We start from the raw sequence: 23,982 nt of genomic DNA, 5'->3' as shown, positions 1-23,982 counted from the left end.
AAGGAAAAAAGAAAAAAAAATATTTTTAATTTCATATTATGGTTTATGGAAGTACTGTTGATGTACCCCTAGATGTCTCAGGATCTACGTCTTTCATGAAAGATTCGATTTTATTTATCTTACCCACAGTTTCTGAACTGTAGTCTACCTCTACGTACCATACATCACAGCTTTCTGGGGTTACCTCGGAGAAATCATAACTGTAAATCAATGTTAAAATCGTTCCGTATTCTGTAGGGATATTTATAGTGGGAGGAGCAGCATCATCTGAGTTGATGTACAATGTGGCTCTAATCTTAAGGGTTAAAACACCTCCGACCGGTGTGAATAATTTTGCGGAAATTAACGGAGCTACTGGATACGTAACCGTTTCTGGGTTTTTAAAAGTAAATACGTCAGTATTGATTTTTGTGTTTTGGACGATGTTAAATGTTACATTCATTTTTTTAAATTGATTAATTGTTACTAATTTTCAGGTTAAAACACCTTCTTTATATTGTATAATTAAATTAATGTTAAAGCTGAATTAAGTAGTAAGAAACAATGGCACTGAAAATAAAAGTGATGGTATTCAACTAAATTACAAGATAATAAAGAAGCATTGGTCAAATATAGAGAAAAAAAAACCTTAAATAAGAGGGATCTCGTAGTAGTTTATCTACAATACATAAGGTACTTGAATTCAGTTGTTTATGTTTTTTTTCGTTTTGTGATGAAATATTTTTTTACTATCAATACAGTCAATGCCAACATAGACACTATTAAATAACAAAAGATACTAAATGTAGCACCCCTTCTTTATTTTATTGGAATTGAACTTATCAAACCTTCCAGTAAAACTAAATAAGTGACTTTACCAGAGTCAAAAACTCCTACCTCAAGAACAGAATTCACAAAACGAGACGACCTAAGATTCAAGAAAAAAGGAGACTAATCAATGAAAAAATGTTGTACACTTATTTATACTATTTTTTTATTTTTAAAACCATCTTCTTCTCTTAAACAAGGATACACCAAAAGCGGAGAGAATAAAGGAAACTAAGACCAGCACCCACAAAACCACCGGATTGTCCTGCGACCCATTCGGTACGTTCATCCCATAGAAACTGGCTATCAACGTCGGAATCATTAAAATAATAGAGATAGAGGTCATCTGTTTCATGATATTATTAGAAATTACTGAGGCATAGGCATCAATTGTTCCTGTCAAGATATCACTATAAATATTGGTTATTTCTTGAGCTTGACGCAATTCAATTCCCACATCTTCCAGCAAGTCCAGACCATAATTAACACGCTGTGCCTTTATATTTTTAATTTGGTGCAATAGAATATCATTCCCTTTCAAAGAAGTCATGAAGAAAAACAAACATTTCTCTATTTGCAATAAAGCCTGCAATTCTTAATTTTTTATGGATTTCTCCAAATTATCCTCGGCCAATCTAATTTTTTGATTGACTTGTTTTAAGTACTTCAAATACCAAACACTAGATGACAATAGCTACCTTAGTACTAAATCAAAATTAGCTTTAATATCGATGCCTTTTCGTTTCGTATAGGTAACAAAGTCTGTTAACATTTCGATTTTATGAAAGCTCAACGTAACACACACTTCTCCTTTGAAAACAATTCCTAGCGGAATAGTATGAACAGGGAGTTTCACATCGTTGCTCTTCAAAGGAATACGCATGATAATTAATGTCCATTCGTTTTCTAACTCGATACGGGAGCTTTGTCAATATCTTAAATGTCACTTTAAAATGCTTCTGGAATTTGAAGCTTTTTAAGTACGTATTGTTTTTCGGCTTCTGTTCGACATATAACATTAATCCAGCAATTAGGAAACCTTAATTGAACCGAAATTAGTCCGTTATTGTTTTTGTAAAAAGTTCTCATTTCAAAATTCTATAGGTTGATCATAGTCTCTTGAAATTTTTCAAGCGCCTCAATTAGTTCAATATTTCCGAATAATAATCGTCGTTATAAAGTACTATTTTTTAGTCCTGCAAAAGCATTATTTATTTCATGCTCCTTAGCTATTTGTATGTTTTTGAAGAAAAATTATGTCGCCAAAAAACAAAATCTTGTCTTAAAAGCATTTCCCTTTATAAACTGCTAACAACCTTACTGTATCTTTCTTCTTCTAGCTTTGACAATCTGTTCGTCAATTAAAATCGCTTCATAAATCTGTTGCTTTAAAGAAACAACATCAATCTCTTTAATCGAAGAAAATAGTGATTTAGAACTAAAGTCAGTTGTCTCAAAAGTTTCGTCTAAAAACGAATTGCCTTTACAGAAACCTATCCCAACACCGCTAGTCACTTTCTCCCAAGTAATGGAAGCTGGCCAAATATAACAAATCCTCGAATGGCGGTAATAAAAAGGAACATTGTATGCTAATTTCTCTTTACAGTCTGGCATACATTCTAGCACTATCTTGCGAAGAAAAAGAACAATTTCCAATTCCTTTTCCGGCAAAAAATCCAAGAAGGCATCTACAGATTTGAATTCTATTTTTTGTGGATTTTCCATAATTAAAAAAAGCCTATTCTGATGAATAGGCTTTGTATTTATTTACTTTTCTAATTTCAATAATTTCATTTCTCTTGCCAACAGCGTGTTTTTTAACAACATCGCTATAGTCATAGGTCCCACCCCACCGGGAACTGGAGTAATAAAACTTGCTTTTTTACTTACATTTTCAAAATCTACATCACCAGTAATGACATAGCCTTTCTCCTTTGTTTCGTCTGGCACACGAGTAATTCCAACATCGATGACAACAACGCCGTCTTTAACCATATTCGCTTTAAGATAATTAGGCACCCCTAAGGCTGTGATAATGATATCCGCTTGAATGGTTATCTCTTCAATGTTTTTAGTATAGCTGTGTGTCAAAGTAACAGTTGAATTACCAGGAAACCCTTTTCTTCCCATCAATATACTCATCGGTCTTCCCACGATATGACTACGACCAATTACGACTGTATGTTTTCCTTTAGTCTCTACCCCATAACGTTCCAGTAATTCTAAAATTCCATAAGGCGTCGCAGGAATAAAAGTACTCATGTCCAAAGCCATTTTTCCGAAATTTTCAGGATGAAATCCGTCAACATCTTTACTTGGGCTAACGGCCATCAATACTTTTTGCTCATCAATTTGTTCCGGAAGCGGCAATTGAACTATAAATCCATCAATATTATCGTCTTCATTTAACTCCTTTATCTTTTTAAGCAATTCTGTTTCAGAAGTAGTACTTGGTAATTTCACCAAAGTAGATTCAAAACCAACTCTTTCACATGCTCTTACCTTACTTCCTACATAAGTTAAACTTGCTCCATCGTTGCCCACAATTACTGCGGCTAAATGAGGAACTTTCTCCCCATTTTTTTTCATCTTTTGTACTTCGACTGCGATTTCGCTTTTAATGTCTTCCGCTGTTTTTTTTCCGTCTAGTAGTTGCATTTTATTTTTAGTTTCAAGTTTTAGTTTCCAATTTTCAGTATTACAAAAACGGACATCTCAGTAATACCAATATTCATATAAAAAATTAAGGTTTAAAATTTCACATGTATGAAACTTTAAACCTTAAACAAATATTTTAGCGCATCGCTCCGCCGCCCGGCATTCCTTTCATTCCGCCCATCATCTTCATGAGGTTTTTCCCTCCTGGCCCTTGCATCATTTTCATCATTTTGCTCATTTGCTCAAACTGTTTCATCAATTGATTGACTTGCTCGATTTTTGTTCCTGAACCTTTTGATATTCTAGCTTTTCTTTTAACATCAATTAGAGAAGGTTTGCTTCGCTCTGCCGGAGTCATAGAGTGAATAATAGCCTCAATGTGCTTGAAAGCATCATCTTCTATCTCCACGTCTTTCATGGCTTTTGAAGCACCTGGTATCATCCCAACCAAATCTTTCATATTACCCATTTTCTTTACTTGTTGAATTTGAGTAAGGAAATCATCAAAACCGAATTCGTTTTTAGCGATTTTCTTTTGAATTCTTCTTGCTTCTTCTTCATCAAACTGTTCTTGCGCTCTTTCCACTAAAGACACAACATCTCCCATTCCAAGGATACGTTCTGCCATACGAACAGGATAGAATACATCAATTGCTTCCATTTTCTCCCCTGTACCCACAAACTTAATAGGCTTGTTAACTACAGATTTTATCGAAATAGCAGCTCCACCGCGGGTATCACCATCTAATTTGGTTAATATAACACCGTCAAAATTTAATATATCATTGAAAGCTTTTGCTGTATTTACCGCATCTTGACCTGTCATTGCATCAACAACAAACAAAGTTTCATGCGGCTGAATTGCTTTATGAACACGTGAAATTTCATTCATCATTTCAGTATCAACTGCCAGACGCCCGGCTGTATCCACAATAACGGTATCGAAACCTTTTTCTTTAGCATACTTAATTGCATTTTGCGCAATTTCAACAGGATTCTTATTCTCCGGTTCTGAATAAACCTCAACTCCAATAGAATCTCCAACAACGTATAATTGTTGAATTGCTGCAGGACGATAAATATCACAAGCTACTAAAAGCGGTTTTTTATTCTTTTTATTCAAAAGATAATTAGCCAATTTTCCGGAAAAGGTAGTTTTACCTGAACCTTGTAAACCGGACATCAAGATAACTGTAGGATTTCCAGAAAGATTTATTCCGGCTACATCGCCACCCATCAACTCAGTAAGCTCGTCTTTAACTAACTTCACTAATAATTGTCCTGGCTGAAGCGTCGTTAATACGTCTTGTCCTAAAGCTTTTTCCTTTACTCTATTGGTAAAATCCTTTGCAATTTTAAAATTCACATCGGCATCTAATAAGGCTCTTCTAACTTCTTTCAAAGTTTCAGCTACGTTTACATCCGTGATTTTTCCGTGACCTTTTAATATATGGAAGGCTTTATCTAACTTATCGCTTAAATTATCGAACATAATTTTTAATTTTATTGAAATGCAAAGATAAACTAAGTTAGATTATTAGGCAATTAGATTATTAGATAATTGGTCAGTCTTCGTCATAATATTTTAAACAAAAAAGCGGCCCCAAATTGAGTCCGCTATTTTTCGATTATTTTGGTTTTATTACATTCGCTCCGGAACACTTATTCCCAACAAACTAAAAGAAGCCGCAATGGTATCTGCTACTTTTTTTGATAACTGCACTCTGAATATTTTTTCCACTTCTACTTCTGACCCCAGAATAGGTACCGCTTGATAAAAAGAGTTGTACTCACGTACTAAATCATAAACAAAATTTGCCAATAAGGCAGGACTATGATTCTGGGCTGCATTTTGAATCACTTCAGGAAACAATTCAAGTTGTTTCAACAGTTCTTTCTCTTTTGCGTGAAGCTCAACCATTCCTGATTCATTTGAAAAATCAAAATTAGCTTTACGAATAATCGATTGAATTCTCGCATAAGTATATTGTATAAACGGTCCTGTGTTACCTGCAAAATCAACTGATTCTTCCGGATTAAAAAGGATTCGTTTTTTCGGATCTACTTTAAGGATATAATATTTCAAAGCACCAAGGCCAATAGTATTGTATAATTTCGTCTTTTCTTCAGCCGAATAACTGTCTAATTTCCCTAAATCTTCAGCAATTTTCTGGGCAGTATCTGTCATTTCTTGCATCAAATCATCGGCATCCACAACAGTTCCTTCACGGCTTTTCATTTTTCCGGAAGGTAAATCTACCATTCCGTACGATAAATGATATAGGTTTTCAGACCAATCAAAACCTAATTTTTTCAATATCAGAAACAATACTTTAAAATGGTAATCTTGTTCGTTACCAACAGTGTACACCATTCCGCCAATCTCTGGATAATCCTTCACACGTTGAATGGCCGTACCGATATCTTGTGTCATATAAACCGCAGTTCCATCAGAACGCAAGACGATTTTACGGTCTAACCCTTCATCAGTTAGATCAATCCAAACGGAACCATCAGGGTCTTTTTCGAAAACCCCTTTTTCTAAACCGACCTGAACTACATTTTTCCCCAATAAATAGGTATTGCTTTCATAGTAGAAGCAATCAAAATCGACTCCCAAATTTTTATAGGTAATTGCAAAACCGTCATAAACCCATTGGTTCATTTTTGTCCATAAAGCGATTACTTCTTTATCGCCGGCTTCCCATTTCAACAACATTTCTTGGGCTTCTAGAATGATTGGCGCTTGTTTTTTAGCCTCTTCTTCTGTTTTTCCTTCGCTCATTAACTGAGCTATTTCTACTTTATATGCCTTGTCAAAAGCGACATAATAATTACCTACTAATTTATCTCCTTTTAAACCAGTACTTTCAGGAGTTACTCCGTTTCCAAATTTCTGCCATGCCAGCATCGATTTGCAAATATGAATCCCTCTATCGTTTATGATTTGGGTTTTATATACTCTTTTACCAGAAGCTTTAATAATTTCAGCGACAGAATAACCTAATAAATTATTACGGACGTGACCTAAGTGGAGGGGTTTGTTTGTGTTTGGCGAAGAATACTCCACCATTACCGCTTTATCCTCAGGATTTGGTGTTACGAAGCCAAATTTAGCATCGTCCTTTATTAAATTAAATGAATTCAAATAATATTCATCCGAAATAACAATATTCAAAAAACCGGAAACTACATTAAAACGGCTCACTTCAGCTACATTTTCAACTAAATAGTTTCCAATTTTATTTCCCAATTCTACAGGATTACTTTTGATAACTTTCAATAATGGAAAAATTACCATCGTGATATCTCCCTCAAACTCCTTCCGTGTAGTTTGAAACTCTACTTTGTCAATAGCGATATCAAATAAGGCTTGGACAGCCTTTTCAATTGAAGGGGTAAGAATTTGTGATAATGTCATTTTGCGTGTTTATTTTAAGGTTGCAAATATAGTTATAATGTGACAATTTGTAAATTGGAAAGCAAGATAATTTCCCATTTATAAATGAAAATCTTTTTCCTAAAAACTTAAAATTTATGATTTTTAAAAAACGCTGTAACAAAATCGACACTTAATGGTCTATTAAGTGTTTTTTCTTCCCTCTATTTATTTTATGTACAAAACAGCACTGTGCATTGCATACATTTAAATACATACTATACTTTTGCATCATCAATCATGCAAATCATACTATTATTAGTATGGCTATTCGGAACCCTAGTTTCGATGCAAGCACAAACTTCAGTCAAAACATCCCTTCTTGAAAACCCAAGAAGCATCACAGGAAAAGTTTTCGATAAAACAAGTAGTGAAGTCCTTCCCTATGTCAATATCATTTTAAAAGAAGGCGACAAATTTGTTACCGGCGGAATTACATCTGAAAAGGGTGTTTTTCAAATCAAAAACCTGAATCTGAAAAATTATAATGTCGATATAGGAACAATTGCACTAAAAGAAGACCCAATAGAACTAAAAGGGGTTAATATTATCAGTGAGAAATCAACTACTGAACAAAAAATCGATCGGAAAATCATCAACGGCGGGAAAGATTTAATTTCGGCGGGAGCCACAGCGAGCGAAATAATGAATAACATTCCCTCTGTTTGTGTTGATCCGCAAACAAATGCAATCAGTTTAAGAGGAAACGCTAACGTACGTGTTCTAATTGACGGAAAGCCATCTAATATTGACGCTTCTCAGTTATTGCAACAAATCCCTTCGGCTTCTATCAAGCAAATTGAGTTAATCACAAACCCATCCGGAAAGTACAATCCGGAAGAAATGAGCGGTATTATCAATATTGTATTGTACAAAAACAGTAAAATAGGTCTTAACGGAAGCCTCAAGAACGGAGTAATTTTTGGAAAACACCAAAAATTAATTCGGCTTTCGACTTAAATTACCGAAACGGAAAATTTAATTTTTATGGAAATCATGGTAAAAATAATAATTATAGTTTTATAAAAAGCGAACAAGAAAACAAACAAAACACACAACTCTTTCAATTCAACAATCTAAACACCTCTCATTTAGCCAAAATTGGAATAGATTACTACATCGATGACAACAATACGGTTTCTTTTTATACCAATCAAAGCTTCTTTAACGGAAAAGGACTTGGAAGCATTGATGTGGATTATATGAATAATGCTGCTACCGACTTGCTACAACTTTTTACAAGTGATGGTAACAATCATTCTCAAACCTACAATTTCGATTATAAAGTTAAATTCACAAAACAATTGCACAGCCTTGAACTAGAAGCGAATTACAATGAAAATGACAATCCAGAAAATGCAGTCGATACTAATTTTAACAGAGACAGTAAATCCCTAATCAACTCTTTTACTAATGATGTTGCGACTCTTGGTAAAAAAAAATACCATCATCAATCTTGATTATGTAAATCCGTTGACTGAGACTACCAAATTAGAATTGGGTTTAGAGGCAAGAGCTGAGTCTACAGCCAATAATTTATATAAAGATAAGACGTACAGTTCTAACTTTACTTATGATCGAAAAATCTATTCAGCATACGTCACTCTCGGTAAACAACGGGAAAAATGGAGCTTTCAAGCTGGAGCACGTCTAGAACAGTACAATGTTGAAGCAGTATTCAAACGAGCATCTTCGGCAAACGGACAGTTTACCTGGGAAAGTCAATCTGTTTATATGGGATTCAATTATAGATTTGGCAGTGGTAAAAACAAAGCCAGCCAACGAAAATAAAGAGACAAGAACGAAACCCAAGGTCGTGGTCGACTTTTATATGAATTAGTTTTAAATTTTGTTGCCAAAGAAAAACCCGGAGTATGCCAACTCCGGGTTTTTTGATATTTGAAAACTATACTTTAACTAAGACTAATGTTTACCATTTAATGATGGCACTTCCCCAAGTAAAACCACTTCCAAAAGCAGCTAAAACGACAGTATCGCCAGATTTAATTTTTCCGTTCTCCCAAGCTTCGGTCAAAGCAATTGGAATGGAAGCGGCGGTCGTATTACCGTATTTTTGAATGTTATTATAAACTTGATCATCAGTCAACCCGAATTTCTTTTGTATAAATTGGGAGATTCTAAGATTTGCTTGATGCGGTATCAACATATCTATATTTGAAACAGACAAGTTATTTGCTTCCAGTGCTTCATTTATAACTTCACTGAAACGAACTACTGCATTTTTAAAAACGAATTGTCCATTCATATATGGATAATAACTTTCATCATTAGGATCATTATCAGCAAGAATATCAGTAACCCATCTAGCTCCCATACCTGGTGCGATAAGCGCTAATTCCTCAGCGTGTTGCCCTTCTGAATGCAAATGTGTAGAAAGGATTCCTTTAGTCAAATCTTCTTCTCTACTTAAAACTGCAGCCCCTGCTCCATCTCCAAAAATCACCGATACGCCACGGCCACGAGATGTCATGTCTAATCCCGTTGAATGTACTTCTGATCCTATTACTAAAACGTTCTTATACATTCCTGTTTTAATATATTGATCCGCAACAGACAAGGCATAGATAAATCCCGAACATTGATTTCTAACATCTAATGCTCCAACCGTTCTCAAACCTAAATCACGTTGTACCAAAACTCCTGGTCCAGGGAAATAATAATCAGGGCTCAATGTAGCAAAAACGACAAAATCGATATCTTCTTTTGCAACGCCTGAACGTTCTATTGCTACTTCAGCTGCTTTTACTCCCATGGAAGTCGTAGTGTCTTCTCCTCTTATTATGTGTCTTCTTTCTTGAATCCCTGTTCTTTCCTGAATCCACTCGTCGTTGGTGTCAATGATTTTTGACAAATCGTCATTAGTGACCACATTGGAAGGAACATAAAACCCCAATCCCGCAATTTTTGAATGATACATATAATTGTTATTTTGATAAAATAATATTGTACTGTTGCTATATTGTTAAATATGAGGTACAAAATTACTGCTTTTTTAGCAATTAACGTCTTATAAAGTGAAGGACCTTATTTCATTCACTCTAAAAAATTACACTGGAATATGAAATTAAAGTATATTTACAAGTAAAATCTACACGTAATAACAATTATAAAAGAAGTTTAAACACTATCCCCAATTAATTAACTAAAACAAACACTATGTATGAAATCAAATTTTATCCTACTTTTATTTCTTGGATTAAGCATACATACTTTTGCGCAAGAGAACCTTAGCTATCAAAAACCCTCCAAATCAATTCTTAATTTAGTGGACTATGAGAGACCGCCATCAGTTAGCATGGATACAGAAAAGGAATACATATTGCTAACTTACAGAGACACCTACAAAACTTTAGACGATTTAAATCAAGATGAAATGCGTTTGGGAGGATTAAGGATTAACCCAACCACCAATATTTCTAGTACGGTGACCAATACGAATAACATCAAGCTTCGCAAGATCAAAGATAAAAATGAAATTCAAGTTAGCGGATTACCTGCTAACCCTCGCATCAGCAATATCTCATGGTCAAAAAATGAGAAAAAAATTGCTTTTTCACATACTACAAATTCAGTTGTAGCCTTATGGGTTGTTGATGTCGCTTCCGCAAAAGCGACTCAACTTACCGAAGATAATGTCAACGCTAACCTTGGAAACCCTTTTAGCTGATACAGCGATAATGAAAATATTTTAGTAAGAATGCTGCCAAAAAACAGAGCTGCTTTACTAAACGAAAAGAAAAATCTACCAACAGGTCCAATTGTTTCAAATGCAAGTGGATCGGTTTCTCAAAACAGAACCTATCAGGATTTATTGAAAAATAAAACTGACGAAGCGGATTTTCAAAATATTTTGACTGCCGAGTTGTACAAAGTAAATCTTAACGGAAGCAAAACCTTATTTAAATCGGCTGACATGTATGCTGGAGAAAACTTTTCTCCTGATGGCAATTACCTGATGATAAGCACGATTCAAAAACCATTTTCGTATATCGTTCCGCTCAATCATTTCCCATCAAAAACAGTTGTTTATGACTTAGAGGGCAATGAAGTTAAGGTGGTAAACGAAGTTGCTTTAAACGAAATTATGCCAAAAGGTTTTATGGCTACCCGTACCGGTAAAAGAAATATGAATTGGAGAAATGACGAAGCAGCTACATTGTACTATGTTGAAGCACTTGATGAAGGAAATCCAGAGAATAAAGTTGAATTTAGAGATCAAATAAGCCTATGGAAGGCGCCTTTCGACAAAAGCCCTTCTCAAATACTAAGAACTAAACAACGTTTTGGTGGCATTATTTGGGGAAATGAAACTACGGCAATTGCTTTTGATCAATGGTACGATACTCGAAATACTAAAACGTATCTCTTCAATCCATCAGATGCCACTCAAAATCCAACAGTGATTAGTGACAGGAATTCTCAAGATATTTACTCTGATCCAGGAAGTTTTGAAACTATTAAAAATGCGTTTGGCAAACAAGTTCTTGCTATTGAAAACAACACCCTTTTTTTGCTAGGAGATGGGTTTACTAAAAACGGACAATTTCCTTTCATAGATGAGTTTAGTTTAAACAACCAACAAACAAAAAGACTGTATACCTCAACATATAAAGATAAAAAAGAAGAGTTACTGTCCATTGAGGATTTCAAAAAAGGAGAGGTTTTAGTACAAATTCAATCTAAAAATGAGTATCCTAATTATTACTTTAGAAATATCAATAAAAAAGACCAACTGACGGCAATTACGAACTTCAAAAATCCTTTTGAAAGCATTAAAAATGTAAGTAAAGAAGTAATTCAATATAAAAGAAAAGACGGCGTGGGGCTTTCAGGGACATTGTACTTGCCTGCGGGTTATGATAAAGTAAAAAAAGAAAAATTGCCTTTATTAATTTGGGCTTACCCAACAGAATACAAAGACAAAAATTCTGCGGGACAAAACAATCAAAACCCTAATGAATTTACTTTCCCCTACTATGGATCATTCGTCTATTGGGCTACTAAAGGATATGCGGTGCTAGACGATGCTTCTTTCCCTATTATTGGTGAAGGAACCACGGAGCCAAATGACAATTTTATCACACAGTTAGTAGATAATGCTGACGCTGCAATTAATGCTATTGATGCCTTAGGATATATCAACAGAAATAAAGTGGCTGTGGGAGGACATTCCTATGGTGCCTTTATGGTGGCAAACCTATTGACGCACTCAAATCTTTTTGCATGTGGAATTGCCCGTAGTGGGGCCTATAACAGAACGCTTACCCCTTTTGGCTTTCAATCAGAGCAACGCAATTACTGGGAAGCACCTGATGTATACAATACCATGTCGCCTTTTATGAATGCGAACAAAATGAAAACTCCTTTATTACTAGTGCATGGGGAAGCCGATAACAATCCAGGAACATTCACTTTACAAACGGAGCGCTATTTCCAAGCATTAAAAGGCTCAGGAGCACCAGTAAGAATGGTTATCCTACCTAAGGAAGCTCATGGCTATGCAGCTAAAGAAAATATCTTACACCTTCTTTGGGAACAAGATCAATTCTTAGAAAAATACCTGAAAAACTAATCATAAAAAACAAAGTCCCGAAATACTAAATTTCGGGACTTTGTTTTTTATGCTATCATCAAGGTCACCTCTTCATTCAATTCTAATGGAACATCATGTTCAAAGAAAATTACCTTTCTGTCAAAAACAGCTTTAATTAAATAATGACTTCCTTTAAAATAAGACTGTTTCACTACCGCCAATAACATTCCGTTGTCCACTACTATTAACTGATGCGGATATAATAAAAGCATTTCATCCTCTTCTCCTTCTTCTAAGGAAATTAAATTGGAAGCTTTTAACTCATTCACTTCTCCAAATAGAGAAGCTACATATTTATTAATAGGATTTTGGTATAAACCATAGGAAGCTGCTTTATCAACCAATTCTCCGTCTTGCAGTACTATGGTCTCGTCGGCAAAGGAAAGCGCATCCGTACTGTCATGTGTCGCAACAATACAGGTAACTCCATTTGATTTCAAATAAGCAAACAAATTTCTGCGCAGAGCATTTTTTCTAAAATTATCAATATGACTAAAAGGTTCATCCAATAATAATATTTCAGGCTCTAAAGCCAAAACCCGAGCCAAAGCCACACGCTGTTGTTGTCCTCCGCTTAAATATTTTGTTTTCACATCCGCAAATTCAGTCATCTCAACGATTTCTAATAACTCATTGATGCGTTCTTTTTTCCTTTCTGGAAAAACATTGGAAAGAAACTTACCCACATTCTCAGCAACCGTAGTATAGGGCATCAGGTCAAAATCCTGTGATAAATATTTGATAAAAGACATTCCCGGCACTAAATTGTATTTTGGTCCTAACACTTCTGTTTCATTCCAGAAAATATGACCTTCCCGTAAATCATGAACGCCATAAATTAGTTTCAGTAGCGTACTTTTACCGCAACCGCTCTCGCCAATTATAGCAATATTCTGCCCTTTTTCTATGGTGAAATTAATATTTTGTAGTACGGTTTTTTCAGTATAACCGAATGTGATGTTTTGAACTTGAAGCATATTTATGGAATGGAATTTTGAGACTACAAAGATAGATTTCTTTGAGAGAAAGAATTAAATGAAAGTGAAATTTATGTAAAAAAAAGCCGTTTCGTTTTAAAAACGAAACGGCCTTCTATATATTTTAAAACTAAAATGTTTTAGTTTCCGGCTTCTACCTTAGCATCTGCGCGCATTTTATCATTTGCTGTAATCGCGAACTCAACGCGACGATTTTGACTTCTTCCTTCTGCAGTATCATTTGTTGCAATCGGATCAGCAATACCTAAACCAGTAACATTAAACCTAACTGACGCTACACCTTTACCAACTAAATAATTTCTAACTGATGCCGCTCTCTCTTTAGAAAGTTTTAAATTATAATCTGCAGGACCTGTAATATCAGTATATCCGAAGATAGTAATGTCTGTATCAGGATATTCCGAAAAAACAGGAACCAATTTCTCTAAATTTTCTTTTGCAGATGCTGTCAGTGTAGATTTATTAGTATCAAAACGTACCGCATTTTCATTTAATACCAATTGAATGCCCTCACCCACTCTTTTCACTTCAGCTCCTGGAAGCGCTTCATCAATTTGTCTGGCTTGTTTGTCCATTTTGTTACCGATCACTCCACCGGCAACTCCACCAACAACACCACCAAGAACAGCGCCAATCGCTCCCTTACCACCTGTTCCTACATTGTTTCCTAAGATACCACCAATTATCGCGCCACTGGCTGCTCCAATTGCCGCACCTCTTTGTGTTTTATTTGTGTTTTTTATCGCTTCACAACTTGTGAAGAACGTTCCCATTGCCATAAATAAAGCCAATGTTACTATAGAAATCTTTTTCATAATTATATTTTTAATTTTATTAATTTGCTTTTTGAAATTGGTAAATAACATCTGTTAATTTTCCTCCAACAGTAATTTTATCAATCAATTGAAATGAAGTTTCAGTTTGATTTGCAACGTTCAAAACGTAACCCTCTCTTACTTTTTTTGCTTTAATATCAGCATCTAAAACTTTCAAAACAAACTCTCCATCTCTATTTACAAACCAAGTAATTGGTGAGCTAAATGGGGCACAACCACTCTTTTTCAAAGCCATGTTACCTTTGTTATTATTAGAAACAAACTTCCAAGTACTCCCCACAAAACACTGTGAGTCTTCGATTTGAAAAGAGCTCACTTTAATATATTCTGATCCAGGATAAGAAACAGAACTAATTACCCAGTTCCCTTTCATCGCTACTTGAGCTCCTTTATCTAATTTTGAATTAGTGAATGAAGTCGATTTGCACGAAAATAACACTAAGGCTATTGCTGTTAAAAATAATATTTTTCTCATTTTATTTGGTTTTACTATTAAACTTACACAAAGATACGACGGTAACTAATTTTAACAGTTTCAAAATTAAGTTATTTTGTTTCAAAATTAACAGTTACGCCAATTTGTCACTTTCGTCTGAATTGGTATTCTATTTGAACTGATTGGGGGAAGATTGTAAAACTCTTTAAAAATTTTAAATATGACAACAGGAAAAATTAATGTTTCGGTAGAAAACATATTCCCTTTAATAAAGAAGTTCCTATACAGTGATCACGAGATTTTTTTACGTGAATTGATTTCTAATGGAACAGATGCAACGTTAAAATTAAAGCACCTAACAAATATTGGCGAAGCCAAAGTAGAATATGGCAACCCAATAATAGAAGTGAAAATCGACAAGGAAGGAAAAAAACTTCACTTTATCGATCAGGGGATTGGTATGACCGCTGCTGAAGTGGAGAAATACATCAACCAACTTGCTTTTTCCGGTGCTGAAGAATTTTTGGAAAAATACAAGGATTCAGAAAAAGACTCTGCTAAAGATTCTGGTATTATTGGTCATTTTGGTCTTGGTTTTTATTCTGCCTTTATGGTCGCTTCAAAAGTGGAGATCATCACTAAATCATACAAAGACGAGCCAGCAGCCCATTGGACATGCGACGGAAGTCCTGAGTTCACATTAGAGCCTGCTGACAAAACGACTCGAGGAACTGAAATCATTCTGCATATTGCCGAAGATTCACTAGAATTCTTAGAAGAAGCTAAAATCAAGGAACTTCTAAATAAATATAATAAGTTCATGCCGGTTGCAATTAAATTTGGAACGAAAACGGAGAAAATTGAACAAAAGAAGGGAGAATCTGTTGATGAAGCAGATAAAGAAGAAACATATAAAACTGTTGAGGTAGACAATATTATCAACAATCCAAATCCAGCTTGGACAAAATTACCAACTGAATTATCAGATGAAGACTATAAAAACTTCTATCATGAATTGTATCCAATGCAATTTGAGGAGCCTTTATTTCATATTCACCTGAATGTTGATTATCCATTTAACCTAACTGGAATTTTATACTTCCCAAAATTAGGTTCTGACTTACAAATTCAAAAAGACAAAATTCAATTGTACCAAAATCAGGTTTATGTAACTGATAACGTTGAAGGAATTGTTCCTGAGTTTTTAACGATGCTAAAGGGAGTTATCGATTCTCCAGATATTCCATTGAATGTATCTCGTTCTGGATTACAGGCAGATGCTGCAGTTAAGAAGATCTCGAACTATATCACTCGTAAAGTGGCTGATAAATTGAAATCATTATTCACAGAGAACCGTGAAGATTTTGAAAAAAAATGGAACGATATCAAAATAGTTTTAGAATACGGAATGCTTTCTGAAGACAAGTTCTATGAAAAATCAAGTGCTTTCGTTTTATATCCAACAGTTGACGATAAGTATTACACACTTGAGGAATTAAAGGAAAACCTAAAAGACAAGCAAACTGATAAAGACGGAAAACTAGTTGTTTTATACGCTGGTAACAAAGATGCACAGCACTCTTATATCGAAATTGCGCAAGAAAAAGGATATGAAGTGTTGTTATTAGACTCTCCAATTATTTCTCACTTGATTCAAAAAATTGAAGGAGACAACAAGGAATTGACTTTTGTACGTGTCGATTCAGATCATATTGATAATTTAATCAAGAAAGAGGAAAATACCATTTCTAAATTATCTGATGAAGAGCAAGAAGGATTAAAAACAGTTTTGGAAACTATTGTACCAAAGCAAACTTATACCGTACAACTGGAAGCTATGGACAGCTTAGCAGCACCATTTATCATCACACAGCCTGAATTCATGCGTAGAATGAAAGAAATGAACCAGTCTGGCGGTGGTGGCGGAATGTTTGGGATGGGAAACATGCCTGACATGTACAATCTAGTAGTAAATACAAATTCACCACTAGCCACTACCATATTAAATACTGAAGATAAAGCCAGCCAAGAACACTTAGTAAAACAAGCGCTCGACTTAGCTAAACTATCCCAAAACTTATTAAAAGGAGAAGCACTAACTGCTTTTGTAAAGAGAAGTTTCGAAATGATCAAGTAATATTAGCATCATACTACACTAAAAGCTGTCCAACATTGGGCAGCTTTTTTTTTGGAGCAGAATGACTGATTTCCAGCAGAACTTCCCTCCCGCTATTCGTTACAATCGTTGCTTTTGGCTTCCGCCACAGCAAAGGATTTTCACTGTTATCGGGGCTAGTTAGGAGGTTTTGTTTCCATATACCAGAAAATGCGTATTTTTAAAATATATTAACTCACTAAATGACAATAATCTGCGTTTATTTTAAATCCAGCAATGCTTAAAAAAAAGTACTAAAAATAAACTGCTTATAATAATGAAAATCATCCTTTCCTTTTTTTATCTGTTTTTTTGCTCCTACAGCTGCTTTTCACAAAGCAATTATCCAGAACCCACAAAAACAGCGACACGGTTGTTTTATATTCAGCACAGCAATAGCCACAATACATATGTGTATGACGCTAATATAAAAGGAGGGATTATTGATTCGTCTCAACCTATTAACGAGTATAAAATCGTTTATACTAAAAAAGGCGTCAAAAAACCCTTATCTCTATTACAAAAAAAATTAGCTTATGGGATGATTGTACAAGAATCGCAACCTAATTTATTCAAATTACACCTTGCTGCTTCAGAAAAAATAGATTTCTACCTTAACTATAATGAAAGTGAAGGAGCTAAAATCTATGTTACGGTAAATAAACACAAGATGTATTTAGACAAAATGTTTGTGCAGCTTAAAGTTGGGGTTTTACGTTTCAAAGCAAAAACTGAATACATACTGTTTTTTGGTAAAGACTATAACTCCGGTAAACCTATAACAGAAAAAATTGTAATTGAATAAGTTTCCGAATCCCTTCAAAACAAAAATCAGATGCGCTTTTATAAATAAACAAACGTATAGTATGCCCGCAAGTCAAAACAGATATGACTTATATCGTAAAAAAGCTCGAAGTTTACTCCGCAAGTCTTTGCGAAACAAAACCCATAAGCGCTGTACTTTCGAAAAAAACTACATTACCTTTAATCATCTCTTTAGAACAAAAAGGTGTTTACGATCACATTCTTAATAAATCCATATTATCTTTGTTTCACTTGATTACTAAAAACTAATCTAATGACTCCAGAACTTCCTAGCTATTATTTAAATAAAAAGAAGTGAACAAGATAGAAAACACATCTGATACTTGGACTTTTTGTCCGGAATGTAAGGGCCAAGGTAAAAAAAGCCGCCGAATCAGTAAAAAAGTAAGACTCCAGTATCAGATGGCAGTTGAGCAATTTGAAAAATCAAATGGCGAAGGGATAGCACCTGTTCGTCCTAAGGCACACCTAGATTCTTGCACAAACTGTTCCGGATCTGGCTTGGTTCCTGCTGCGATTCCTCCAACTGCAGATACAGAAAACTATCCACACATTGCTATTATTGGTGGCGGTATAGGCGGAGTTGCTCTGGCTGTAGCCTGTTTACACCGTGGAATCCCTTTCACCCTATATGAGCGAGATAGCGGCTTCGAGGCTCGATCTCAGGGCTATGGGCTCACTTTACAACAAGCGAGTAAAGCAATCGAAGGATTGGGTCTTTTCTCATTAGAAGAAGGAGTGATTTCCACCAGACATTTGGTTCATACTACAGATGGAAAAGTGATTGGGGAATGGGGAATGAGAAAGTGGATGCAGACCGAGGCAAAAAAGTCTCCAAAGCGCACCAATGTGCATATCGCACGGCAGTCTTTGCGCTTAGCGCTGCTGGAAAAACTCGGCGGACATGATGCGGTGCAGTGGGGACACCAATTGGTCGATTTTAAGGAAACAGAGGGTGAAGGTATTGAACTGAGCTTTGAAGTAAATAGTGAGGTCAAGAGTGCCAAGGCAGATCTAGTAGTTGGGGCCGATGGTATTCGCAGTTCAGTGCGGAAGATACTGATTGGTGACGACATTAGCCCTTTGCGTTACCTCGATTGTATTGTGATCTTGGGCATTTGCCCTTTGAACGCTCTCGAAGGTGTTGATAGTTCTTTGCTGGACTCGGCCACAGTATTTCAAACCGCTAATGGTCATGAGCGAATCTACATCATGCCTTATGATTCAGAATCGGTGATGTGGCAGCTTAGCTTCCCAATGCCCGAAGAAGAAGCTAAGGCATTAAGTGCTCAAGGCGCTAAAGCACTCAAAGAAGAAGCCTGTCGTAGAACGCAATGGCACGACCCCATTCCGCAAATTTTAGCGGCAACCCTAGAAGCTCAGGTTTCTGGATATCCTGTCTATGACCGAAAATTACTCGATTCAGAATTGTTGGCGAAAGGCGGACCAATAACTCTGATTGGTGATGCAGCTCACCCTATGAGCCCATTTAAAGGACAGGGAGCAAATCAAGCGCTACTTGATGCGCTGGCGCTGGCTAGAGGGATCACAAGAGAATGCAGACCGTTATCGCAATGGAGAGAATCCGGAGTGCGGAAAAGTGTGTTAACAGAATTTGAATCAGCAATGTTAGAACGCAGTGCTACGAAAGTAAAACATTCAGCAGAAGCTGCACAGTTCCTACATTCCGAAATTGTGCTCCATGAGGGTGACGAGCCTAGGGGGCGCTGCCTAACGAGAAAAGAGGAATAATAGTGGATATAATTACCCCGCAGACAAATACAGATTTTTAAATTTAACACTACGAATCAAGGTAATTATTATCCCTATAATAGATTTTTAACATAAAGAATAAAATATATATTTCCAGCAAGTCTTCTACTTCTACTAAGTTATTTTTTTACACAAAAAAGTCGTTATACGGAAAAGTTTATCGAAATTTGCTACTTGAATCCCACCAATAAATTAACAAAATGACTCTACACATAGAAACCCCTGCCTTACTATTCTCTGCTACTTCACTAATTTTATTGGCTTATACGAATCGGTTTTTGACTATCGCCTCCATAGTTAGGGGATTGAAAAAAACGTATGATGAAAAAGAAAATAAAACCATATTACTCGAAATCAAAAACCTCAACTTACGATTAACCCTTATCCGTTACATGCAACTTTTTGGTGTGTGTTGTTTGTTCCTTTCGGTTTTTGCGATGTTGCTGCTTTTTATTGATTTACAAGTAATTAGTCTCTATTTTTTTGGATTGAGTTTACTTAGTTTACTGACTTCTTTAGGATTATCTTTTTGGGAAATTAGCATTTCTGTAAATGCTTTACGACTTCACCTAAGTGGCTTAATGGACGATAATCTTTAAATTAAGAATCTTGTATTCTTCCTTTTTATTTATGAAATTATGGATCAAGTGTAAATAGTAAACAAATACGACTCTGTTACTATCTGATATCAAATAGGATAACTACAATAGCTTATTGGTTTAAAATTCCGTTGTCCTCTTTTTTCTCTTTATTCAATAAATTTGGGTTTTCTTTAGCCAACTTGTTTTTAGTTGGAATCTTATAATTCAGGCTAAAGCCAAATTTTCTCGTGTCCAATTTATTACTTATCAGCAATGGTGTTTGGTACGAATTAAAAGCATTTTCATTCGAATTCAACACATCATCAGCATAGATTGAAAGTGTTAATTGGTCTTTTAAGAACTTTTTTGAAAAACTTAAGTCCAATGCATTTCTAAAAGGCTTAACCGCTATGAAATAAAAATAATTCCCTTTTGGAATAATATAATTATAATTAGCTACAAATTTTATTTGTTTTGGAAGGACGATTTGTGACATAAAATTAAACATCCAGAAGCCATTAGTATCTACATTGGGAATTTGATGGTATTGATAGCCCGCATACACATATAAAAAGTTCATCGTGTCCGGATTCACATTCATTTTCACCGTTTCTTTCAGTCCTTTAGTAAACAACATATAGGGTATTGGCATACCAACACTAAAATTATGGATTTTAATTTCTGGAATATTCTCGTTAGTATTGATTACCAAATCATTCGTAAGCGTCACTCTATTGATTACTTGGTTCTTAGCCGAACTGATACTATAACTAACAAAAGCATAATCAAAAGCACTTAACTTCACCTCATAATTATCAAAAATAGTAGGTTGTAGGTTTGGATTACCAGAGTAATCAATGTTTGGATTTTGATAATTGGTGTTGTTTGGATTCAATGCTGATGTACTTGGCAGCGTTATCTTTTTATTATAATTGACATTAAAATTGATTGAATTAGTAAAATTATACTGCGCGCTTGCATTTGGAAAAAAGCGAAATTGCTTGAATGCAGTTAATTCAGCCGTATCTGTTTTACCCGTAATATTATAATCTTCGCCTCGACCACCAACAATAAGATTCACTTTATCAAACTTAGATTGCAGTTCTATATAAGATGCCGCTGTTCTACGCTTATAATCTAAATTTATAGTTCCTTTGCTTGCTGCTTCAAAAAGTAACTCTTCATACAAACTACCAAAACTTAATTTCCCTTCATCAGAAAATTTAATCGGTTGCGAATAATCAAACTTGAAATTATACAAATTTTGGTTTGATGAATTATCTAAAGTCGAAGACGCAATACCAATTGGACTTAATTTAAAATCATTGGTATTATTATTATAATTAAATTTAAACTCAAGTTTTTTAGCTGTGTTTTCAAACTTTTTCTGATAGGTAACTACGGCATCTTGTCGCAATCCCGTACTAACTGAGGCGTCATTAGTACTAAAACCGGGTCCATTACCCAAGGTATAGCTATCATTATTATTTTGAGTTAAATCATAATTCAATAACAAACGGTCTTTACCTATATCAATTGTCACTGCTGATTTTATGAAGTTATTTCTCCCTATACGATCCGCATCTGTGCTTGAAAGTAATGAAGTCATACCATTTTCTTCTTTCTCAAGAGAAGTCCAAATAGCACTTTCTCTATAATTCTGACCTAAATTCAATTGCCATCCAAAGTATTTATTTTTAGCACTCAATAAAAGACTGTTGTTCATTCTCCATCGTACGTCATCATAACTCGTAAAACTGGTACTATTAGTGTAGGTGGCGCTTAAGTAATTCTTGGCATTTTTGTTTGTAATTATATTCAAAATAGCACCACCGGAAGTAGCTGGAAATTCGGCACCAGGTTGTGTAATAATTTCGATTTTTTCGATAGCATTGGCAGGCATCCCTTCTAAAAAGGCATTCAATTCAGTAGTAGAAATATTCAATGGTCTGCCATCCATAAAAACGTCTAATTGTTTTCCTTGATACATCATTCCTGCAATGTCTGAGGCAATTAAACCCGGTAATTTTTTTATCCCTTCTAACACAGAACCCGTATTTAAACTAGGTTGGTCCGCAAAATTAAAAATGGTTCGGTCTCCTTTTTGCTCTACAGCTTTTTTGGTTTTGATGATAGCAACTTCATTTAACTCTGTTGTTTTTTCAGGTGCTTTTTCAGGAGTAATTTGAGCAGAAAGCGTACAAAAACTTCCTATAGTCATCAAAGCAATCAAATATATATTTTTCATGTTTTTTTGTGTCAGATAGTCATAAGTCAGCTTTATTGATTAGATGTTACAGCTTTATCAAAAAAAGTTTAACTAATAAAAACCAACCCTCTTTCGGTTTAAAATATTTAAATCAATAGTAAAACCCATTATTTATAAAACAAGTGAATCTCTTAAATGAATTAAATTAAAATTTCAAAAAACAAGATAAAACAGGGTCTTTTCAACTAAAAGCCTATATTTGCCGGCTTTTAAATTTTTAAAAAATGATTGAAAACAGCGTTCTGAAAGGAGTATTTTTAGTTGCATTTGGCGCTACCAGTTACGGTATGCTAGCCACTTTTGTAAAAATGGCCTATAATGAAGGATACACCACGGCAGAAGTCACCACTTCTCAATTTGTGTTGGGAATAATAGGAATATTGCTTATTAATTTGTTCCAAAAAACAAAAAACAAAAACACGGCGTTAAAGGCGTCAAAACAAAACATATTTCAACTGATGCTGGCTGGAACATCATTGGGAATGACCAGTGTTTTCTATTATTTAGCAGTAAAGTACATTCCCGTTTCTATTGGAATTGTATTATTAATGCAAACCGTTTGGATGGGCGTTCTACTCGAAATGATTTTAGAAAAGAAGCTTCCTTCTACTCAAAAAGTGGTTTCAGTGATTTTCGTACTTTTTGGAACCGTTTTAGCAACAAATTTAATTCAAAATGAAATTCAACTCGATTGGCACGGTATCATGTGGGGGATGCTGGCAGCAGCGTCTTTTACCAGCACTATGTTTACTGCAAATCGCGTAGCAACCAATATTTCTTCTGCACAGCGTAGTTTGTATATGCTTCTGGGTGGTGCAATAATCGTGTTTTCATTTTCGATAGCAACTCAAGTCACTCCATTTAACTTTGAAATTTTTCTGAAATGGGGAATCATTCTTGCTTTGTTTGGAACTATTATTCCACCAATGCTGATGAATGCAGGTTTCCCACTGACAGGAATTGGCCTAGGAAGTATTGTCTCTGCCCTAGAACTTCCCGTTTCTGTAATGATGGCTTTTGTATTATTAAACGAAGATGTAAAACCATTTCAGTGGTTTGGAATTGTTCTTATTATTATCGCAATAGTAATTATGAATGTTAATTTTAAACGTAAACTAGTATAACGGTAAGCTTTGATTATAAAAATACAGTACATTCGTAAACCTCACCTTTAACTTTCTCATTATGAATTTTCCTTGGCATTTATACTTAATGGCTTTTATTTATACAATAGCTGGAATAAATCATTTTAGAAGTCCTAGAATGTATCAAAAAATCATCCCCCCATATTTTCCTAATCCAAAATTATTGAATATCCTTAGCGGAATTGCTGAAATTATCTTCGGCATAGCATTAGTTATACCGGTATTATCCACATATGCTGCTTGGGGAATTATCGCACTTTTAATCGCCGTTTTCCCAACCCATATCTACATGTATCAAGATAAAAAGGCAAGAATGGGCCTTCCTAAATGGGTGTTATTATTACGCATGCCGTTACAACTGGCTTTAATTTATTGGGGGTATCAATACACATAAAACTTTGAGTCAAGCTGACTAACAATTAACTCATCGCTAGGGCATTGTATCT

At 35.0% G+C, this 23,982-nt stretch carries 20 protein-coding genes and 1 pseudogene; 10 read left to right on the top strand and 11 right to left on the bottom strand.

Features of this window, described 5'->3' with window-relative positions:
- Positions 1–43: 43 nt before the first annotated feature.
- The 6 genes from CXF59_RS07490 to argS form a co-directional block, all read right to left on the bottom strand.
- Positions 44–442 (bottom strand): hypothetical protein, encoded by a 399-nt coding sequence (locus CXF59_RS07490; protein WP_101137195.1) that lies wholly within the window; start codon positions 440–442, stop codon positions 44–46.
- 537 nt (positions 443–979) lie between these two features.
- Positions 980–1,399: a magnesium transporter CorA family protein gene (locus CXF59_RS15315; RefSeq protein WP_232758734.1), complete on the bottom strand. Its 420-nt coding sequence runs from the start codon at positions 1,397–1,399 to the stop codon at positions 980–982.
- Between the two features lie 725 nt (positions 1,400–2,124).
- Positions 2,125–2,532, bottom strand: a complete 408-nt coding sequence (locus CXF59_RS07480) for a DUF1801 domain-containing protein (protein WP_101137194.1) — start codon at positions 2,530–2,532, stop codon at positions 2,125–2,127.
- 42 nt (positions 2,533–2,574) lie between these two features.
- On the bottom strand, positions 2,575–3,465 hold the full coding sequence (locus CXF59_RS07475) for a bifunctional 5,10-methylenetetrahydrofolate dehydrogenase/5,10-methenyltetrahydrofolate cyclohydrolase (protein WP_101137193.1): 891 nt from the start codon (positions 3,463–3,465) through the stop codon (positions 2,575–2,577).
- Positions 3,466–3,601: 136 nt separating this feature from the next.
- Entirely contained in the window at positions 3,602–4,957 is a 1,356-nt protein-coding gene (gene ffh, locus CXF59_RS07470) for a signal recognition particle protein (protein WP_101137192.1), read from the bottom strand.
- A gap of 150 nt (positions 4,958–5,107) precedes the next feature.
- On the bottom strand, positions 5,108–6,886 hold the full coding sequence (gene argS, locus CXF59_RS07465; protein WP_101137191.1) for an arginine--tRNA ligase: 1,779 nt from the start codon (positions 6,884–6,886) through the stop codon (positions 5,108–5,110).
- Positions 6,887–7,144: 258 nt separating this feature from the next.
- Between argS and CXF59_RS07460 the strand changes: the two genes are divergently transcribed.
- The 3 genes from CXF59_RS07460 (at position 7,145) to CXF59_RS07450 (ending at position 8,695) form a co-directional block, all read left to right on the top strand.
- Positions 7,145–7,864, top strand: coding sequence for a TonB-dependent receptor plug domain-containing protein (locus CXF59_RS07460; protein ID WP_101137190.1), 720 nt, complete (start codon positions 7,145–7,147; stop codon positions 7,862–7,864).
- A gap of 242 nt (positions 7,865–8,106) precedes the next feature.
- Entirely contained in the window at positions 8,107–8,364 is a 258-nt protein-coding gene (locus CXF59_RS07455; protein ID WP_101137189.1) for a hypothetical protein, read from the top strand.
- A complete protein-coding gene (locus tag CXF59_RS07450; protein WP_101137188.1) occupies positions 8,318–8,695 on the top strand; it encodes an outer membrane beta-barrel protein in 378 nt (125 codons plus the stop codon). Before CXF59_RS07455 ends, CXF59_RS07450 begins: the two co-directional genes overlap by 47 nt.
- 139 nt (positions 8,696–8,834) lie before the next feature.
- Here the strand turns inward: CXF59_RS07450 and CXF59_RS07445 are convergent, their stop codons facing one another.
- Positions 8,835–9,842, bottom strand: a complete 1,008-nt coding sequence (locus CXF59_RS07445) for a 3-oxoacyl-ACP synthase III family protein (RefSeq protein ID WP_101137187.1) — start codon at positions 9,840–9,842, stop codon at positions 8,835–8,837.
- 243 nt (positions 9,843–10,085) lie between these two features.
- On the opposite strand from CXF59_RS07445, the pseudogene CXF59_RS07440 reads away from it, so the two are divergent.
- A pseudogene (locus tag CXF59_RS07440) lies at positions 10,086–12,497 on the top strand (prolyl oligopeptidase family serine peptidase).
- Between the two features lie 47 nt (positions 12,498–12,544).
- On the opposite strand, the gene CXF59_RS07435 reads toward CXF59_RS07440, so the two are convergent.
- The 3 genes from CXF59_RS07435 to CXF59_RS07425 all read right to left on the bottom strand — a co-directional run bounded on the left by CXF59_RS07435 (position 12,545) and on the right by CXF59_RS07425 (position 14,827).
- Complete coding sequence (locus CXF59_RS07435) at positions 12,545–13,495, bottom strand: ABC transporter ATP-binding protein (protein ID WP_101137186.1); 951 nt, start codon at positions 13,493–13,495, stop codon at positions 12,545–12,547.
- A 140-nt stretch (positions 13,496–13,635) separates the two neighbouring features.
- Positions 13,636–14,331, bottom strand: a complete 696-nt coding sequence (locus CXF59_RS07430) for an OmpA family protein (protein WP_101137250.1) — start codon at positions 14,329–14,331, stop codon at positions 13,636–13,638.
- A 19-nt stretch (positions 14,332–14,350) separates the two neighbouring features.
- Positions 14,351–14,827 carry a lipocalin family protein gene (locus CXF59_RS07425; protein WP_101137185.1) on the bottom strand — a complete coding sequence of 159 codons (477 nt, stop codon included), beginning with the start codon at positions 14,825–14,827 and terminating at the stop codon, positions 14,351–14,353.
- Positions 14,828–15,008: 181 nt separating this feature from the next.
- On the opposite strand from CXF59_RS07425, the gene htpG reads away from it, so the two are divergent.
- The 4 genes from htpG to CXF59_RS07405 all read left to right on the top strand — a co-directional run bounded on the left by htpG (position 15,009) and on the right by CXF59_RS07405 (position 20,140).
- On the top strand, positions 15,009–16,925 hold the full coding sequence (gene htpG, locus CXF59_RS07420; RefSeq protein WP_101137184.1) for a molecular chaperone HtpG: 1,917 nt from the start codon (positions 15,009–15,011) through the stop codon (positions 16,923–16,925).
- A 295-nt stretch (positions 16,926–17,220) separates the two neighbouring features.
- Positions 17,221–17,748 carry a DUF4833 domain-containing protein gene (locus tag CXF59_RS07415; RefSeq protein ID WP_101137183.1) on the top strand — a complete coding sequence of 176 codons (528 nt, stop codon included), beginning with the start codon at positions 17,221–17,223 and terminating at the stop codon, positions 17,746–17,748.
- Positions 17,749–18,062: 314 nt separating this feature from the next.
- Positions 18,063–19,520: an NAD(P)/FAD-dependent oxidoreductase gene (locus CXF59_RS07410; protein WP_101137182.1), complete on the top strand. Its 1,458-nt coding sequence runs from the start codon at positions 18,063–18,065 to the stop codon at positions 19,518–19,520.
- A 221-nt stretch (positions 19,521–19,741) separates the two neighbouring features.
- Entirely contained in the window at positions 19,742–20,140 is a 399-nt protein-coding gene (locus CXF59_RS07405; RefSeq protein WP_101137181.1) for a DUF2721 domain-containing protein, read from the top strand.
- 112 nt (positions 20,141–20,252) lie between these two features.
- On the opposite strand, the gene CXF59_RS07400 is transcribed toward CXF59_RS07405, so the two are convergent.
- Positions 20,253–22,370: an outer membrane beta-barrel family protein gene (locus tag CXF59_RS07400; RefSeq protein WP_101137180.1), complete on the bottom strand. Its 2,118-nt coding sequence runs from the start codon at positions 22,368–22,370 to the stop codon at positions 20,253–20,255.
- A gap of 245 nt (positions 22,371–22,615) precedes the next feature.
- Here CXF59_RS07400 and CXF59_RS07395 point away from each other — a divergent pair, with 245 nt between their 5' ends.
- Both CXF59_RS07395 and CXF59_RS07390 read left to right on the top strand, forming a co-directional pair.
- The gene (locus tag CXF59_RS07395; protein ID WP_101137179.1) at positions 22,616–23,515 is read left to right on the top strand and encodes a DMT family transporter; all 900 of its coding nucleotides are present in this window, start codon (positions 22,616–22,618) and stop codon (positions 23,513–23,515) included.
- Positions 23,516–23,576: 61 nt separating this feature from the next.
- Entirely contained in the window at positions 23,577–23,930 is a 354-nt protein-coding gene (locus tag CXF59_RS07390) for a MauE/DoxX family redox-associated membrane protein (protein ID WP_101137178.1), read from the top strand.
- Positions 23,931–23,982 lie beyond the last annotated feature (52 nt).

Source organism: Flavobacterium sp. ALD4, from assembly GCF_002836475.1.
Lineage (GTDB): Bacteria > Bacteroidota > Bacteroidia > Flavobacteriales > Flavobacteriaceae > Flavobacterium.
This window is presented reverse-complemented; position numbering and strand designations above follow the sequence as displayed.

Excerpts from the sequence above, each read along its gene's own strand:
- CXF59_RS07490 (WP_101137195.1), bottom strand. The coding sequence starts at position 442 with ATGAATGTAACATTTAACATCGTCCAAAACACAAAAATCAATACTGAC.
- CXF59_RS07480 (WP_101137194.1), bottom strand. The coding sequence starts at position 2,532 with ATGGAAAATCCACAAAAAATAGAATTCAAATCTGTAGATGCCTTCTTG.
- CXF59_RS07475 (WP_101137193.1), bottom strand. The coding sequence starts at position 3,465 with ATGCAACTACTAGACGGAAAAAAAACAGCGGAAGACATTAAAAGCGAA.
- ffh (WP_101137192.1), bottom strand. The coding sequence starts at position 4,957 with ATGTTCGATAATTTAAGCGATAAGTTAGATAAAGCCTTCCATATATTA.
- argS (WP_101137191.1), bottom strand. The coding sequence starts at position 6,886 with ATGACATTATCACAAATTCTTACCCCTTCAATTGAAAAGGCTGTCCAA.
- CXF59_RS07460 (WP_101137190.1), top strand. The coding sequence starts at position 7,145 with ATGCAAATCATACTATTATTAGTATGGCTATTCGGAACCCTAGTTTCG.
- CXF59_RS07455 (WP_101137189.1), top strand. The coding sequence starts at position 8,107 with ATGAATAATGCTGCTACCGACTTGCTACAACTTTTTACAAGTGATGGT.
- CXF59_RS07450 (WP_101137188.1), top strand. The coding sequence starts at position 8,318 with ATGATGTTGCGACTCTTGGTAAAAAAAAATACCATCATCAATCTTGAT.
- CXF59_RS07445 (WP_101137187.1), bottom strand. The coding sequence starts at position 9,842 with ATGTATCATTCAAAAATTGCGGGATTGGGGTTTTATGTTCCTTCCAAT.
- CXF59_RS07435 (WP_101137186.1), bottom strand. The coding sequence starts at position 13,495 with ATGCTTCAAGTTCAAAACATCACATTCGGTTATACTGAAAAAACCGTA.
- CXF59_RS07430 (WP_101137250.1), bottom strand. The coding sequence starts at position 14,331 with ATGAAAAAGATTTCTATAGTAACATTGGCTTTATTTATGGCAATGGGA.
- CXF59_RS07425 (WP_101137185.1), bottom strand. The coding sequence starts at position 14,827 with ATGAGAAAAATATTATTTTTAACAGCAATAGCCTTAGTGTTATTTTCG.
- htpG (WP_101137184.1), top strand. The coding sequence starts at position 15,009 with ATGACAACAGGAAAAATTAATGTTTCGGTAGAAAACATATTCCCTTTA.
- CXF59_RS07415 (WP_101137183.1), top strand. The coding sequence starts at position 17,221 with ATGAAAATCATCCTTTCCTTTTTTTATCTGTTTTTTTGCTCCTACAGC.
- CXF59_RS07405 (WP_101137181.1), top strand. The coding sequence starts at position 19,742 with ATGACTCTACACATAGAAACCCCTGCCTTACTATTCTCTGCTACTTCA.
- CXF59_RS07400 (WP_101137180.1), bottom strand. The coding sequence starts at position 22,370 with ATGAAAAATATATATTTGATTGCTTTGATGACTATAGGAAGTTTTTGT.
- CXF59_RS07395 (WP_101137179.1), top strand. The coding sequence starts at position 22,616 with ATGATTGAAAACAGCGTTCTGAAAGGAGTATTTTTAGTTGCATTTGGC.
- CXF59_RS07390 (WP_101137178.1), top strand. The coding sequence starts at position 23,577 with ATGAATTTTCCTTGGCATTTATACTTAATGGCTTTTATTTATACAATA.